General features: G+C 42.4%; 15 protein-coding genes. 5 read left to right on the top strand and 10 right to left on the bottom strand.

Going from position 1 to position 15,389, the window contains the following annotated elements:
• Together G458_RS0119355 and G458_RS0119350 are read left to right on the top strand one after the other, a co-directional pair.
• Positions 1-1,533 (top strand): FG-GAP repeat domain-containing protein, encoded by a 1,533-nt coding sequence (locus G458_RS0119355; protein WP_051287471.1) that lies wholly within the window; start codon positions 1-3, stop codon positions 1,531-1,533.
• Positions 1,534-1,654: 121 nt separating this feature from the next.
• A complete protein-coding gene (locus tag G458_RS0119350) occupies positions 1,655-2,113 on the top strand; it encodes a CBS domain-containing protein (protein ID WP_026953365.1) in 459 nt (152 codons plus the stop codon).
• A 44-nt stretch (positions 2,114-2,157) separates the two neighbouring features.
• Here G458_RS0119350 and G458_RS0119345 read toward each other — a convergent pair whose 3' ends face one another.
• The 4 genes from G458_RS0119345 to G458_RS0119330 all read right to left on the bottom strand — a co-directional run bounded on the left by G458_RS0119345 (position 2,158) and on the right by G458_RS0119330 (position 5,510).
• Positions 2,158-2,631, bottom strand: a complete 474-nt coding sequence (locus G458_RS0119345; protein WP_026953364.1) for an acyl-CoA thioesterase — start codon at positions 2,629-2,631, stop codon at positions 2,158-2,160.
• A 5-nt stretch (positions 2,632-2,636) separates the two neighbouring features.
• Positions 2,637-3,932: an MgtC/SapB family protein gene (locus G458_RS0119340; protein ID WP_051287469.1), complete on the bottom strand. Its 1,296-nt coding sequence runs from the start codon at positions 3,930-3,932 to the stop codon at positions 2,637-2,639.
• 128 nt (positions 3,933-4,060) lie between these two features.
• Positions 4,061-4,948 (bottom strand): dienelactone hydrolase family protein, encoded by an 888-nt coding sequence (locus G458_RS0119335; protein WP_026953362.1) that lies wholly within the window; start codon positions 4,946-4,948, stop codon positions 4,061-4,063.
• Between the two features lie 97 nt (positions 4,949-5,045).
• Positions 5,046-5,510, bottom strand: a complete 465-nt coding sequence (locus tag G458_RS0119330) for a YehS family protein (protein WP_026953361.1) — start codon at positions 5,508-5,510, stop codon at positions 5,046-5,048.
• 139 nt (positions 5,511-5,649) lie between these two features.
• On the opposite strand from G458_RS0119330, the gene G458_RS0119325 reads away from it, so the two are divergent.
• Complete coding sequence (locus G458_RS0119325; protein WP_245579302.1) at positions 5,650-6,228, top strand: Pycsar system effector family protein; 579 nt, start codon at positions 5,650-5,652, stop codon at positions 6,226-6,228.
• Positions 6,229-6,433: 205 nt separating this feature from the next.
• Entirely contained in the window at positions 6,434-8,638 is a 2,205-nt protein-coding gene (katG, locus tag G458_RS0119320) for a catalase/peroxidase HPI (RefSeq protein ID WP_026953359.1), read from the top strand.
• 557 nt (positions 8,639-9,195) lie between these two features.
• Here katG and G458_RS21210 read toward each other — a convergent pair.
• The 6 genes from G458_RS21210 to G458_RS0119270 all read right to left on the bottom strand — a co-directional run bounded on the left by G458_RS21210 (position 9,196) and on the right by G458_RS0119270 (position 13,893).
• Positions 9,196-9,663 carry a DUF5362 family protein gene (locus tag G458_RS21210; RefSeq protein WP_051287467.1) on the bottom strand — a complete coding sequence of 156 codons (468 nt, stop codon included), beginning with the start codon at positions 9,661-9,663 and terminating at the stop codon, positions 9,196-9,198.
• A 331-nt stretch (positions 9,664-9,994) separates the two neighbouring features.
• Positions 9,995-10,408, bottom strand: coding sequence for a hypothetical protein (locus G458_RS0119300; RefSeq protein ID WP_026953357.1), 414 nt, complete (start codon positions 10,406-10,408; stop codon positions 9,995-9,997).
• A 385-nt stretch (positions 10,409-10,793) separates the two neighbouring features.
• Entirely contained in the window at positions 10,794-11,669 is an 876-nt protein-coding gene (locus G458_RS0119290) for an IS3 family transposase (protein WP_026953355.1), read from the bottom strand.
• 35 nt (positions 11,670-11,704) lie between these two features.
• Positions 11,705-12,124: a hypothetical protein gene (locus tag G458_RS0119285; protein WP_026953354.1), complete on the bottom strand. Its 420-nt coding sequence runs from the start codon at positions 12,122-12,124 to the stop codon at positions 11,705-11,707.
• A gap of 160 nt (positions 12,125-12,284) precedes the next feature.
• On the bottom strand, positions 12,285-12,926 hold the full coding sequence (locus tag G458_RS0119280) for an NAD(P)-dependent oxidoreductase (protein WP_051287465.1): 642 nt from the start codon (positions 12,924-12,926) through the stop codon (positions 12,285-12,287).
• A gap of 382 nt (positions 12,927-13,308) precedes the next feature.
• Complete coding sequence (locus tag G458_RS0119270; RefSeq protein WP_026953352.1) at positions 13,309-13,893, bottom strand: methyltransferase family protein; 585 nt, start codon at positions 13,891-13,893, stop codon at positions 13,309-13,311.
• A gap of 299 nt (positions 13,894-14,192) precedes the next feature.
• On the opposite strand from G458_RS0119270, the gene greB reads away from it, so the two are divergent.
• Positions 14,193-14,666: a transcription elongation factor GreB gene (gene greB / locus G458_RS0119260; RefSeq protein ID WP_026953351.1), complete on the top strand. Its 474-nt coding sequence runs from the start codon at positions 14,193-14,195 to the stop codon at positions 14,664-14,666.
• The last annotated feature ends 723 nt before the right edge of the window (positions 14,667-15,389 follow it).

Here is a 15,389-nt window from a genome sequence, read left to right as displayed (position 1 = left end):
ATGAGGAGAATTTGGAAAGTGCTCGCCTTCCTGTCTTTGGCAGGATGTGGACAGATCGGAGAGCGAAAGCAGCCCCCTCCGAGCTTGTACCAACTTTCCCAGTCTGACCTCAATCTGAGTGGGGAGCAGTTGGCCAATGGCTACTGTGCAGCATGCCATGTAAAGCCCGAGCCACAGGTTTTGGATAAGAAAACCTGGGAAAAGCTTCTTCCGGATATGCGAAAGCGGATGGGGCTATACCTTCCCGAGGATTTCGGCACCACCTTGCCAGAAGACGAAGGAGTTCCGGAAGGAATTTATTCCAAAACTCAGATGATTTCCCGGGAAAACTGGGAAAAGCTGGTGGCTTATTACCTTGAAAATGCCCCTGAAAATCCCCTTCCACAGGAGAAAAAATTAAATCCGATTCCCGGGATACCAGGATTTGAAGTTCAAATTCCTTCTTTCGAATTTATCCGGCCAAGCTTGACCACGATGCTCAAAATCCACCCTGAAACGGGGCATTTGTGGTTGGGACATAGATTCAGGGCATTGTTTGTTTTAGATCCGAAAAACAACTTTCGACAATTGGACTCAATCCCCACTGATGTAGCTCCAGCTGAATTACTCTGGAAAGACCAAAATTCCTTCCAATTGCTGACCATGGGCCTAATGGATCCAGCCAATGATTCCTTGGGAACTTTGTCCCTCTTCCAGAAAAAAGGAATTAAATGGGACTCTCAACCAGTCATATCCAATATGATGCGTCCCGTGCATGTGGAGGTAGCGGATTGGAACAAAGATGGAAAGGAAGATTTCGCGGTTGCTCAATTTGGGAATCACCTAGGGAAATTCAGCTTGTTTCTGAGCGGTTCACAGGGGTATTCAGAAATAGATCTAAAAAAAGATCCGGGGGCACGCCGATCTATAGCAGTGGATTTTGATCAGGACAGGGATCTGGATATTCTGGTTCAAATGACTCAGGCCAAAGAATCCATTTTACTTTTTGAAAACCAAGGAGAAGGGAAGTTCCGGGAAGAGACTTTGCTGGCTTTTCAGCCTGCTTTTGGATCCAGTGATTTCAAGTTTGAAGACATGGACGGAGATGGATTCAAAGACATTGTATTGGTGAATGGGGACAACGCAGATCAGTCTCAAATCCTGAAGTACTACCATGGGGTTAGGATTTTTAAAAATGATGGGAAAGGGAAATTTGAAGAGCACTGGTTTTACCCCATGTATGGAGCTAGCGGATTAGAAATAGGAGACTTTGATCAGGATGGAGACCAGGATTTGGTTGTGATTTCGTTTTTTCCTGATCCTATGCAAAAGCCACGGCAAGACTTGGTGTATTTTGAAAACACTTCGGGCGGATTCCGGCCCTATTCTTTGGCTCAGAATGCTGAATTTCATTGGTTGACCATTACCAAAGGAGATTTGGATTTAGATGGAGATTTGGACCTGGTTATTGGTGGTTTTGAGTTTAACCAACTTTATCAAGCACCTCGTGAAAACTGGAAGCCCTTTTTGATATTGAAAAATACTAAGAAATAAAATTTCGTAATTTGATATAAATAAGAAATAAAGAATTGAATTAGATAATTTTATGTGATTTAAATTTTATTTTTTAGCTTTTTTCAGTAGCTTATATATTCTGATTTTAAATATATATGCTATGGTAAAAAGTTTTCAAGGTGTTCGAGTAGTCGAACCAAAGTCTAAAGTTCAACCCATTTTGGTAAAAGATCACATGAGCACAAAGCTCGTGACATTCCGTCCTTCACAGACCATAGACCAAGTAATGGAGGAGTTGACCAAGAGAAAAATTTCTGGTGCTCCCGTTGTGGATGAATCGGGAGCATTGGTTGGAATCATTTCAGAAGTGGATTGTCTTAAAGAGATTATCAAAGGAAAATACACCAATACAGTGAGATTCCCTGCCCGGGTGGAGGAGCTGATGACCAAAGATGTGATTACTCTCAGCCCGGATATTTCCTTGTTTGATGCCGCACAAAAATTTCTGGATTATCAGATTAGAAGATTTCCGGTGCTCAAAGAAGGAAGACTCGTGGGTCAGATTAGTTTAAGTGATGTAATACGAGCATTTCCAAGCCTAAAACATACAACCTGGTAGATTCAATCTGAATCTTTTTCAAAGCCGCTTTCGAGTGGCTTTTTTTATTCATTAAAAAACGGCCTCATTTCCTCATGGATATCCTCCCGTAGCTTTTTGAGCTTCAGAGCATATTCTTCCAGCTTTTTCTCCTGGTCAGTTTTTGGTACCCAGGGACGAACTTTCTTGGGATTTCCTTCCTGATCCACGGCTACAAAAATGATGATGCAGTGAGTCTTTTTCTCGAATTTCTTTTGCTCAAAGGTTCTGGAATAGACTTCCACCATGATATGGATACTGGAGCTACCGGTGACGATCACCTGACTGTCAATTTTGATCAATTCTCCAATCCCTATGGGCTTATAAAATCGGATTCCACCCACATAGACCGTGACACAATAGCTTTCTGCCCAGTTTCTAGCGCAGGTATAGGCAGCCTGATCGATCCATTTCATGACAGTGCCTCCATGGACTTTTCCGCCAAAATTGACGTCTCCGGGTTCGCTGATAAACTGAAAGCTGGTTTTGTGGGAGGGCATAGAATTTAGAGTAAGAGTAAGATGGAAATTAGGGAAGATACAAGGAGAACGCCGTAGCCGAGAAACAGGAGCTTTCTAAGCTCTTTGGATCCCGCGTAACTGGCAATGCCAAGTTTTACAAGAGTATTGGTCATCACAGCGATTAGGATCGCGAGGGAAGCCGTGTTGATATCGAGCTTGACCTCGGCGAGTTTAGAGGCTGATATCGTGATGGCATCCACATCCGATAGGCCGGCAATGGCACTGGATATCAATGTTCCGGCTGTGCCGAGATTTTGATTGGCATAACTGACGATCAGTAAAATGGCAACATAGATCAAACCGAAGACTAATGCTCCTTTGAGATCCATGGGCTTGCCAAGTGGTATTTCAGCGTCCTTGATTTCGGTGGCGTATTTTTTCTTATAAATGTAAAATGTGATACCCATACCGGAGCCTAGGATAAAGACCAAGGCAGGCAGTAGGTTGGTGAATAGATTAGCGTTGAATATAAAGGTCCAGATCAATACCCGGAAAAACATGATCGAGGATGCCGCAAGGATAGCTGTTGCGCATTGGGAGGATAGGCTTTTGTTTTCTTTGCTTTTTTTGGAAAAAATCCAAGTTACCGCAGTGCTTGATACCAAACCACCCAGTATTCCGCTTAGTAATATCCCACTGTTTGCCCCTAGAAACTTGATCAGAATGTGGCCTAATAGCCCCAATCCGGATGTCAGAATAATGACCCAGCCGATCTCCCGGGGATTGATGACGTCAAAGGGCGCAGGTCCAAATGTCTGATTGGGTAGAAAAGGCAAAACCAAAAGCGCCAAAACTACAAAAAGGATGAAATCATAAAGCTCTGTGGGGGTAATCTTGCCAACGATCGCCTTCAATCTAAACTTTGATGAAAGTACAACCACCAGAATCACCGTCACAGTCAGACAGATTTCTACATAGCCATGCAAGACCAGGGTTCCCATCAAAAATGCAAAAATCGAGGTCAACTCGGTCGTCAAGCCCCGATCCCCCTGACTGGCAGTGTACCAATAAGAGGATGCGATCAATGCCATGATTCCAAGAAGGATGGCGGCGTAAATCCAAATCGAGAAAAGGTGGTAAAATATTCCGGACGTAAAGCCCATCAGGGTAAGAATGACAAAAGTTCTGATTCCAGAAAATCCTGTGGAGTTTTCATTCATCGCACTGTATTGTCTTTCCAGACCTATGACGGCTCCGATTCCCAATGCGACCGCCAAACGGATAAAGAAGTCTCTCTGAGACAGTGAAAAAGAGTCTAAATCGATCAGTAAAGTTTCCAAAATTGGCTTTGGGTCTTTTAGGTGATTTCCTAATCTACTCTTCTTTTCCCAAAAAATAAATGATTTAGACCTGCAGAACTGAAGAATAAAATGGGGATATCAAAGGAAAAGGGCCGAAGCCCCTTTCTTTATTTGAGATTTGCCTTGAAAAAAGCTATGGTCTTATCCCAAGCCTGTGTGGCAGCTTTTTCATCATACCTCGGTGTGGTATTGTTGTGAAAGCCATGGTTCACTCCCGGATAATTGATCATTTCATATTTTTTACCATTTGCCTTGAGTGCGGCTTCATAGGCCGGCCAGCCTGCATTGACTCTTTCGTCCAGTTCTCCATAGATTACTAGGAGAGGAGCATTGATTTTAGGAACATCTGCCGCATCGGGCTGTCCACCATAGAAGGGTACAGCGGCTTTCAGATCTGGAATTCTTACCGCCATCATGTTGGAAATCCATCCTCCGAAGCAGAATCCAACCACCCCGACATTTCCGTCGCAATCCGGATGGTTTTTCAAATACTCAAATGCAGCTATAAAATCTTCGAGCATCTCATCTCGGCCTCTTTTGGACTGCATAGCTCGTCCCTCGTCGTCATTTCCCGGATAACCTCCCAAAGGAGTCAGGGCATCCGGAGCAATGGAAATAAACCCGGCAGCAGCGCATCGTCTTCCTACATCTTCGATGTAAGGATTTAATCCACGGTTTTCATGTACCACAACAATCCCGGGGAATTTTCCTGAACCAGCCGGCTTTGATAACAATCCTTTGATTTGTCCACCACCCTTGGGGGAATTGTACATGACATAATCCGAGCTTTGCAGCCGCTCATCCGTGGGTTCGATGGTTCGGGTGTTGACATAATCAGGCATCATCGAACTCATCAGCGCAGTGACGGTGATCCCTCCAACGGCATAGGCAGAAAGCTTCTCGACAAAAGTTCTTCTGTCCAATCGATTGTGACAGTAGTAATCGTATAGATCAAAAGCTCCCTGAGGGATATCTTCTTTTTTGAGTTTTTCCATGATTTGGCTTTTTTGGTTAATTAAAAGTTAGGGCATTTCAGGAAAAATAAAACTTAAAATCGCCCAAACCCTGAATTTGATCTACGAATGGGGTTTCTCAAGCACTTGGACGAAACTTCTGCTGCAAGCCCATGAGGAAATTGCGTAGAATTTGATCCTTGCAAACCCGATACTGGGGTTGAGAAGGATTGCGGAAAAAGGCACTCAATTCATGTCTGCTGATTCTGAAACTTCTTAAGGCGAATACCTCCAACATATCCTCTTCTTTAAAATTCAGAGCGATTTTGAGTTTTCGAAGAATCAGGTTGTTATTCAGGGATTTTTCGGCTGCCGGGATGTTGTCATCCTTTTTTCCTCTTTTCAAAATGATCAGCCCGTTTAAAAATGAAGCCAATTGCTTGTCGTAAATGGGCTTGAACGCTTCATCATCTTCTTTTTTTAACCAATTGCTGACTTCTTCGCGGGTAGTCTCGAGACCTCCAAGACCAAATATTTCGATCATGACAAAGTCATTGAAATCAAATGTATATCGAAGCGTTTTGAGGAGATCATTGTTACTCATAAAAGGATGTTTTTTTTCAAAGATCGGGTTTTTGATAGACAAAAGGTTGATTTTGGAAAGAGAAGCTTAAAAGAGCCTTCCAATCTACTGGTGATTAGAATACCTCCATTCCAAAAAAATAATTAACTTCAAATCAGCCATGCAACCAATGACAGAAGAGAATATTTTCAAGGAACCAAAGGATAAAACCTCTAGGGAAAGGCAGACCTTTTACAGAGTGGCTTTTCAAAATTCCGCCAATCTGCTGCAGATCGCTGATAATAAAGCCAATATTATCATCAGCATCAATGCGCTGGTCATTTCTTCCATGATCGCTTTGGTGAGTTATGGGAGCATTTCCTCCCAAATCCAAGTCGATAATTTTGAAGTTTTGATTCCTATCCTGTTGTTTTTGGCAATTATCATCTCTTCCACTATTCTGGCGGTGCAGGTAGCAAGGCCAAAAATTCTGGGCAAGCCCAAAAATCCGGGGGAAAAGCCCAAATTCAGTGTGCTGTTTTTTGGGTCCACAGAATATTATTCCATGGAAGAATTTCTCGAAGAAACACATCGACTCCTCAATGATAAAAAAGATATCATGGATCAGATGTCCATTTCTCTTTATTACCAGGGGAAAATACTAAACCGAAAATATTCCCTTTTGAATAAAGCCTACATGGTTTTTATCCTAGGGATGGCTTTTGGAATTCTGGTTTTTTTCTGGATCCTTTACCTTTAATTAATAGGTGATTTTGATCAGGGATTTTTATCTATCCAAACTTTAACCTCACTCCACCTATCAGGAATGAGGTTTTTTCTTTTTAGAAACCAATTTTTTCCTAGAATAAGAAAGGGTCATAGGTTTTATCTATCGGAAAAAAAATTAAATACAGTTTCTTTTTGGTAAATTAGTGTTGTTGAATTTAATACTAACAAAACAGCATATGGAAAATCATGATATGAAAAGTGGAGACATCAGCAAATGTCCTTTCCACAATGGCTCGATGTCGGCCGCCGCAGGCAAAGGCACTCAAAATGTAGATTGGTGGCCTAATCAGCTGAACATCAATATTCTTCGCCAGCACTCCTCTCTTTCCGACCCTATGGATGAGGGATTTGATTATGCAAAAGAATTCCAGTCTCTGGACTTGAAAGAAGTAAAGGCTGATATTGAAAAAGCATTGACTACCTCTCAGGATTGGTGGCCTGCAGATTATGGACACTACGGTCCGTTTATGATCCGAATGGCATGGCATAGTGCCGGAACCTACCGTGTTCAGGATGGACGTGGTGGAGGAGGTACAGGCAACCAGCGTTTTGCTCCTTTGAACTCCTGGCCTGATAATGCCAATCTAGACAAGGCTCGACTCCTGCTATGGCCAGTCAAACAAAAATATGGGAAGAAACTTTCCTGGGCTGACTTGATGATCCTGACCGGTAACGTTGCTTTGGAATCCATGGGCTTCAAGACTTTTGGTTTCGGTGGAGGTAGAGCAGATATCTGGGAACCAGAACAGGATATTTATTGGGGTTCGGAAAAAGAATGGACTGCCCACAGGAGCCCAGAGGCTTTGGAAAATCCTCTTGGAGCTACAGAAATGGGTTTGATCTATGTGAATCCGGAAGGACCTAATAAGGTGCCAGATCCGCTTTTGGCGGCTAAAGCTATCCGTGAGACTTTTGGCCGAATGGCTATGAATGACTACGAAACCGTTGCCTTGATAGCCGGTGGTCATACCTTCGGAAAAACACACGGAGCTGCTGATCCTGAGAAATTCGTGGGTGTTGAGCCAGCTGCTGCTTCCATTGAATACATGAGTATGGGTTGGAACAATTCCTATGGAAAAGGAAATGGTGCCGACACCATTACCTCTGGGTTGGAAGGCGCTTGGACTTCTACTCCTGCGAAGTGGGGACATGATTACTTCAAGTTCCTTTTCGAATACGAGTGGGAGTTGACCAAAAGCCCGGCAGGAGCTCATCAGTGGGTAGCAAAGGATGCTGAAGCTATCATTCCTGATGCGCACATTCCAGGTAAGTTTCACAAGCCTTTCATGCTGACCACGGATTTGTCCATGAGATTTGATCCTGAGTATGAAAAAGTATCCAGAAGATTCTACGAAAATCCGGATGAGTTTGCCGATGCATTTGCAAGAGCTTGGTTTAAACTAACACACCGGGATATGGGACCTAAGTCCCGCTACCTGGGACCTGAAGTACCAGCTGAGGACTTGATCTGGCAGGATCCAATTCCGGCAGTAACACATCCTTTGGTAGATGAAAAAGATATCGCAGGACTGAAAGCCAACATCCTGGCTTCAGGATTGACCGTTTCTGAATTAGTAACTACCGCTTGGGCGTCTGCTTCAACTTTCAGAGGTTCTGACTTCCGAGGTGGCGCAAATGGAGCGAGAATCCGATTGGAGCCTCAGAAGCATTGGGAAGTGAACAATCCAGCCCAATTGTCCAAAGTATTGGGCATTTTGACAAGTATTCAGGGTGAATTCAACAGCAATGCTTCAGGTGGTAAGAAAGTTTCTATGGCTGATTTGATCGTCTTGGGAGGTTGTGCAGCAGTAGAAAAAGCCGCTAAAGATGCCGGTTTTGATATTTCTGTGCCATTTACCCCTGGACGTGCAGATGCAGCTCAGGATGAGACCGAGATCGACTCTTTCGAATTCCTAAAGCCTTGGGCAGATGGATTTAGAAATTATGTGAGTGCAGATTGTGAAGTGAAGGCCGAAGAAGCATTGGTGGACAAAGCCCAGCTGATGACCCTGACCGCTCCGGAAATGACAGTTCTGGTTGGAGGGATGAGAGCTTTGGGTGCCAACTGGGATGGTTCTAAGCATGGTGTCTTTACTTCGACTCCTGGTAAATTGACCAATGACTTCTTTGTGAATCTACTGGACATGAGTACTACTTGGAGAGCCACTTCCGATCAGCAGAATGTATTTGTAGGAAGCGACCGTAGAACCGGAGAGCCTAAGTGGACTGCAACTCGCGCTGATTTGATCTTTGGTTCCAACTCCGAGCTGAGAGCCTATGCCGAAGTATATGGCTGCGAGGACGGCAAGGCGAAGTTTGTGAAAGACTTTGTCAAAGCCTGGAACAAGGTGATGAATTTGGATAGATTTGATTTGAAATAATCCAATCCTCATAAAAAATGGAAAGCGGCTCGAAATCGGGCCGCTTTTTTAGTTTTATCGAAAAGCTTTCAACTGATTATGGTGGACCAAAAACTCACCTGAATTTTACAATCGGGGCAGATGGATAGTGGACCTTTTCTTCCACATAGATTTTCCCAGGTCCATTTAGGACTACAGAACTCAATCCAGGCTAGGTATTCAGCCGGACGATTGCATTTTGGACATTTTTGATGATGTTCGAAATCCTCATTTTTTAAAGATTGATCAAAACAATCCATGACATCTTCCCAAGGAAAGATAGTTGGATGGGTTGGATCTGGAATAAATTTTTTCCGGTCAAGGCTTATTTGCATTGGTGTGAAAAATTAGATGGATAAAACATTGAATTGCTCTTCTATTCCCCTTTTGGAAAAATCAAGAAACTGAAAAGACGATTGAAGTTTTCAATTTAGGAAGATGTTCTTACGAGTTAAAGGAGTTTTAAACCCTGTCCATAAATATTCTTTGAAATCAAAAGGGGAATGATTTCAATGGGGATTTCTAATCAATTTAGAGAATTACGAAATCATGGCTCCGGCTGCGGCAAACAGGAAAATAAAAGCATAAAAGCACAATCCGACTATAGTCAGGATTCCCATGAATTTATAAAGTGACTTTTGATTTGCTAAAGCTTCGGTTAATTGAATTTGATCCCTCTCTAGTACCGCAGTTTTGGTTTTTCGGGAATACCGATAAAGGTATAAGCATGGGAAAAAATAAAGGACAGCCATCAAAAGGTAAATTCCCGTCATCATAGGACCTAGGGGCACAGGCGTACTTTGAGCCAATTCTGACTGGATTTGATTAAAAATATACCCAAAACCGAAGGCCATGATCAAGACTATTCCCACAAATACAAACCCCACAATGGAAAGGAATTTCCCCCATTTGGCGGTTTCCATCAGTAGGTAAAGAGAGGTTCTCGGGATGACTAAGTCAGGTTTGGAGATTTGCTCAGAGGAATCGGTGAAGTTTTGTTCTTGCATAGTTTGGGTTGTTTAGGTTGATGTTTTTGTTCCCTTTTAAAAAATGGGAATCCCAATAAACCTGATTTTTGAATTCCTAGAAATACCCTATTTAGGGTATTTTGAGGTAATGAGGGATTTGGGCAAAAGCAATTGAAAAAAGAGAATTGAACCACATTGGCACATAGGGATTGCTTCTCTCGCAAAGATGACAAGGTGCAAAAGGCAAAGTGCAAGAGGAAAAGTGCAAATAGATCAAGCCAAAAACGTGTTTACCAAGGGATTTATTGGCAAGATTATTCAACGCCTCAAACTCCCCCTTTCAGGAAAGGAGCTTAGGGGGCGACGGTTATTACAAGCGTTTAAAACTGATTTGTTTGTCTGTTTTTACATTGATTTCCCTGAACATAAGCCTGCTGTTGGTTAAAAAAGTCTGGTAATATTCTCCATTGAGTTCCATGAAGTTTGGGTTGTCCCCAAAGGAAAGTTCAAATTCTACACGCTGATTGGCTGTTTTGGTCTTCCAAGTACCTTCTCCCAGCAATTGGGTGCCTCGGTAGACTTCTACCCGACCTATGGACAGAAAAACAAAATTGACATCTTCGAAAGGCCCAACTCGGTCTAGTCCATTTTCCTTGAAAAGCTCGAGCTTCCATGGCTCACTGGTCAGAGTTTGAATAAGAAATTTATCACTGCGGGTATCTTCTGCTTTCTCTGTACAGGAGAATAAAAGACCAAGTAAAAAAAGTATAAATAAGCTCCTCATTATGTTTTTTTTTCAGGACTAACGAAAAATACTTTTTCAGGTTTAAATATTCCTTAACCTAAAGTCTGGGTGCAATTACCAAAGATACCAGTGGCAAAAAGCAAAAGGCAAAGGGAAAAAGAGAATTGAACCACATTGGCACATAGGGATTGCTTTTCTTGCAAAGAGCAAAAGGCGCAAGGGACAAAGTGCAAAAGGCAAATGGCAAATAGATCAAGCCAAAATCGTTTTTACCAAGGGATTTATTGGCAAGATTATTCAACGCCTCAAACTCCCTCTTTCAGGAAAGGGGTAAGGGGGATTGGTTAATTTTGACTCGTCCTGAAAATAGTTTACAGGTTAGTGTTTAAATCCTGATACTGATTTACTATTTCTCTTAGTCCTTTTATTGGTTTACAAGTGTACGGTTTTTGGGATAATAGTTTTTCCACAATCGATCTGATTTTTGATTGGTTTGGTGGACTTCTTCAGGTGTTTTGTTGCCTATACTCATGTGAGGTCTTTCTCGGTTGTAGAGGTTGACCACTTGGGAAAGCAACTCCTTGGCTTCTTGAATGGAATTCACTTCATAGCAATCCAGGTATTCTCCTTTTATAATTCCATTGATTCGTTCAGCCAATGCGTTTTCTAACGGATCTCCGTTTTCGGTCATACTAATCGCTATACTATTGTCCTGTAATAGCTTGACATACTCTTTACAGCAATATTGAATTCCTCGATCTGAATGATGGATCAAGCCTTCTACTGGTTTTTTTAACTGATCCAAAGCCATTTGAAGGGCATGGATGGATGATTCAGCTTCCAGCGATTCACTCAGATGGTAGCCTATAATTTTATGTGAGAACACATCGGTTACAAAACTGATGTATAGAAACTTATCCTTAAACCCCCAATAAGTAATGTCGCTAACCCATAACTGATGGATTCCATCAGCAACAAACTCACGGATCAGATTGGGATATTTTCGAAGCCAATGACTTGAATAAGTTGTAGTTACCCGTCTGTTTCGGCGGCGAATCAACAACTGATTTGCTGCCAAAAGATCAAACAACCCATCTCTACCCATCTTGATCTGGTGATCGAACATGAAGACTTCCAGCTTCACCAGAAGCTTACGGCAACCCATTTTTTTATGGGTTTTTCTGATTCGTAACACTTCTTTGATCACCAGCTCCTGCTCAAAGCTGGTTTCTTCTTTTTGCCAATAGTGCTGGTAATAAGCCTGTCTGGTCATACCAAATAATAAACATAAACGACTCAGAGCCTGTCGCTGATGCCTTTCCTTTAAGGTGGTAATTACTTGGTGTCGGACTTTTTTCTGATCGGAATTTTCAATTCCTTTTCTGCAATTTCGATCATCAGCTCATAGCCTTCGGCTTTCAGCTGGGCATTCTCAAGCTGACGCTCCAGTTCTTTAATGCGTTTTTGAAGGTCTTTGGGATCCTGCGGATTGTCGTCGGTAGCCAAAACTGATCGTTCTTGTTTAGTAGAATCTAAAGATAATCGTCTTTTAATTGGATTTTCGATTCGATCAGAATAACCTAACATCCGCATCCAGTGAAGCATTTTCCCGTGTTCTACAGTTTGACCGGTATACTTCCTCCAAATTTCAACTTTAGAGTAATTTCCAGAAAGATACTCCTTGATCATTTCTTCTCGTTCTGCCCAACTCAAGGATCCAATTCCTCGTGCCTTTTTTTCTTTTTGTCGTTTCATTGAAGTTTACATTGCGTAAACTCATTCCAGGACAAGTCATTTCTCGCAAAGACGGGGAGACGCAAAGGGAAAAAGGCAAATGTGCAAATGATAGGATTGTATCTGGCAGGCAGCACCAATTCGAGGGTTTTCCTTGGAAGAAATAGAATAGCTGGCGGTTCTAGTTTATGATTCCAACCGCTTTTTTCAGATAAAAATCATCCTCTAATTGGTTTAACATGAAATTTGCCACGCTGGCTCTGGAAATCATTTTGGTGAGGATATAGTTGCCCACATGGGTGCCATGATGGATCTTGGCTCGTTTTTTCCCATTGGTGAGTTGGCCTGGGCGAACAATGGTCCAGTCCAAATCGCTGTTCATGATCAGCTTTTCTTGCTTGGCTTTATCCAAAAAGTAAAAAAGAAGGATAAAAGGAATGGTAAAAAGGGTGTAGTAAAGTCCAAGCTTAAATCTGCTGTCATTGACTCCCAAAGAAGTGATGCAAACCAGCCGCTTGACTTGACTTTTCTCCATGGCTTGGATCATGTTTTTTGTTCCTTCGGACAGGATGCTACTGGGGATAATAAATCGTTTGTGTCCCAAAGCTGAAAGTATGGCATCTTGACCGGAAATTGCCCTTTGAAGGCTCTCGGGGTCTAGGACATTCCCTTGGAGGACTTTCAACCTGGGATCTGACAATTTAAAATCAGCCGGATTTCGAACCAAAGCTGTGACTTCATGGCCTCTTTCGAGTCCTTGTTTGACCAGTTCAATGCCGGTTTTTCCACTTGCGCCAATGATTAATATTTTCAATTTTCCCATATATCAATTTAGGCTTCATTCGTGCATAATCCTATGGGTAAAATTCGTTGGGATTGAGGCAAAGGCAAAGAGCAAAGGGCAATGAGCAAATGGCAATGAGCAATGAGGAAAGGGCAATGGGCAATAAGCAAAAGGCAAAAAGCAAATAGATTAACCCAAAACAGCAACCAAAGGGTTTATGGGAATAACTCTTCCGGGACCCAAACTTCTCCTTATCTGGTAAGGGGTTTGGTTAGTTGATTTTTCGTTGATTCTTAATAGTTAGAATTGGAGAGGGATTAATTTCTCTCGAGACAGCAAGCGATTAGGGAAAAAAAATGGCTTTTGAACTGTCAAAAGTCAAGCTTGTTAAACCTTAGAGTAATAATGTGCGGAAATATTTTTAGATCCACCTCCTGACTTTTTGGGAATATGCCTCGTAATCTTTTCCAAATTCTTGTTTTAGGAAAACTTCTTCAAGTCGTATTTGGGTGTTGATGCTGATGGTGGACAGTGAAATTATCAATAGGGTAAAAGCATTCGGGATGACCATAAAAAGCCCAATGTTGGCGATCATAATCCCCAGAAAAATGGGATTTCTGGAAACGGAGAACAGTCCATGGGTTACCAATTCTGCTTTGTTGGACTCGTCAATGCCTATTCTCCAGGAATTTGCCATATGGGTTTGGGCTATCCAAACGACCACTAAGGATAAAATAAGGAGGCCCCATCCGATTTTTTGAAGGATGGGGTTTTCCAAATACCAAAAAGGAAGCAGGTATTGATACCAATCTGGCTGAAAGGCATATATCCCCACAACAAGCAGTTCTATAATTGAAATTACGGTAAATACCTTCCCGTTGAATCCATGGGCATCATCAGTCTTGTTGAAAGTCAATGGGTTAATCCCTGTCTTTTTCCAAAGTAGAACAGATCTTACTACAAACACAAGCAGAAAGTAGAGCAGGAAATAGGTAAATAAAAACATCTTTTCTCTAGGCTATGTAATAGGCAATAACGGACAGGGTTATTCCCAAGCTGAATAATTATCGGGGAATTTTTAAGAATGCGGCGGAAATTAGACTTTTTAGGGTGGATTACAAATCCAGTTGAGTGGATTTATTCTTCAATAGGGAAGAGGTAAATGGCAAGAGGCAAGAAGCAAAAGGCAAATAGGAATTTCGATTGGGAATTTGACACATTTGCCCTTTTTTTGGAATTGGGTTCCAGACTTATTCTAAGAAAAAGTCAAGAAACCCTTTCGCCCATACAACCCGAATTACCGAAATGAAAACGATGTGGATTACTCCAGAAGGATTGGTAAAGCTCAAGGCCGAACTCGATCATCTCTGGAAGGTGGAGCGCCCGGAAATTACCCAAAAAGTAGCCTGGGCGGCAAGTTTGGGAGATCGCTCGGAAAACGCCGATTACCATTACAACAAAAAAAGATTAAGGGAAATTGACAAACGGGTCCACTACCTGCGAAAATGCATCGATGACCTGAAGGTAATTTCTTATGCTCCCTTTCAGGAGGGAAAAGTGCTTTTTGGAGCATGGGTGGAGATCGAGAATGCCAAAGGACATAAGATCCGCATCCGCATCGTGGGAGGAGAGGAGATCATCGAACGCAGGGATTACATCTCCATCGATTCTCCTATGGCTCAGGCCCTGCTGAAAAAAGAAGTAGGCGACGAAGTGCTGGTCCAAACTCCCGTCATGCAGATGACCTGGAAAATCAGGAAGATTGAGTACGAGAAATAAAGGAGCTTAATAAAAAGGGGTAAAGTCCCATTAGGCGCAAATACCCCTTGGAAAAGAGCTTAGAGGGATTGGAAATGTTTTAGGGATCTTTTTGTTAGAGGGTCATGATATCTGTTTTTTTTAACCACAGAGGTCACAGAGGAATTGTAAAATCTTTCTGCTTTTAAAACCAGAGCTTGAAGGGAGGTAAATTCTGATTAGATAGGTATTCTGTTGCTTTGAGGCCAAGGGAATTTTCCCCCATTGGCCTTGAGGGAAAATACTTTAGGCTTTTCTCACGGTACTTTTTTCTTGATAAAAAAGTACCCATCCCGATAGGTATCGGGACAAGATGTGCCCCGATAGCGATCGGGGTTCCCCGCGCAGGGCATACCCACACCTCGCGGCCAAATCCTCCTACCGCACACGTTTTCAAATCTTAGCATTCAAATAGGAGGGAGTTTGTTTGGAAGGCCGGCCCTGAAGCATAGACGGTTTTTGAGGTGAAAATTCTTTCGTGAAGAAAATGGCCTAGCTCCCGAGTGGGCGAGGGAGATCCGGCCATTTTTAGAAAGAATTGAACCTCAAAAATCAAATCGAACCAAGGTCTAATTTGGAATGAAAGCTTGCCGATTTGAAGTCTAGGCTTGGGCCAAGGCTTTTGGGTACTTTTGGCCTTCAAAAGTACCAAGGAAAAAAGCGAGGGAGGATCTTAGGATGGGTTATTACATATCTAAGGAATTG

Source organism: Algoriphagus mannitolivorans DSM 15301, assembly GCF_000429425.1.
Lineage (GTDB): Bacteria > Bacteroidota > Bacteroidia > Cytophagales > Cyclobacteriaceae > Algoriphagus > Algoriphagus mannitolivorans.
This window is presented reverse-complemented; position numbering and strand designations above follow the sequence as displayed.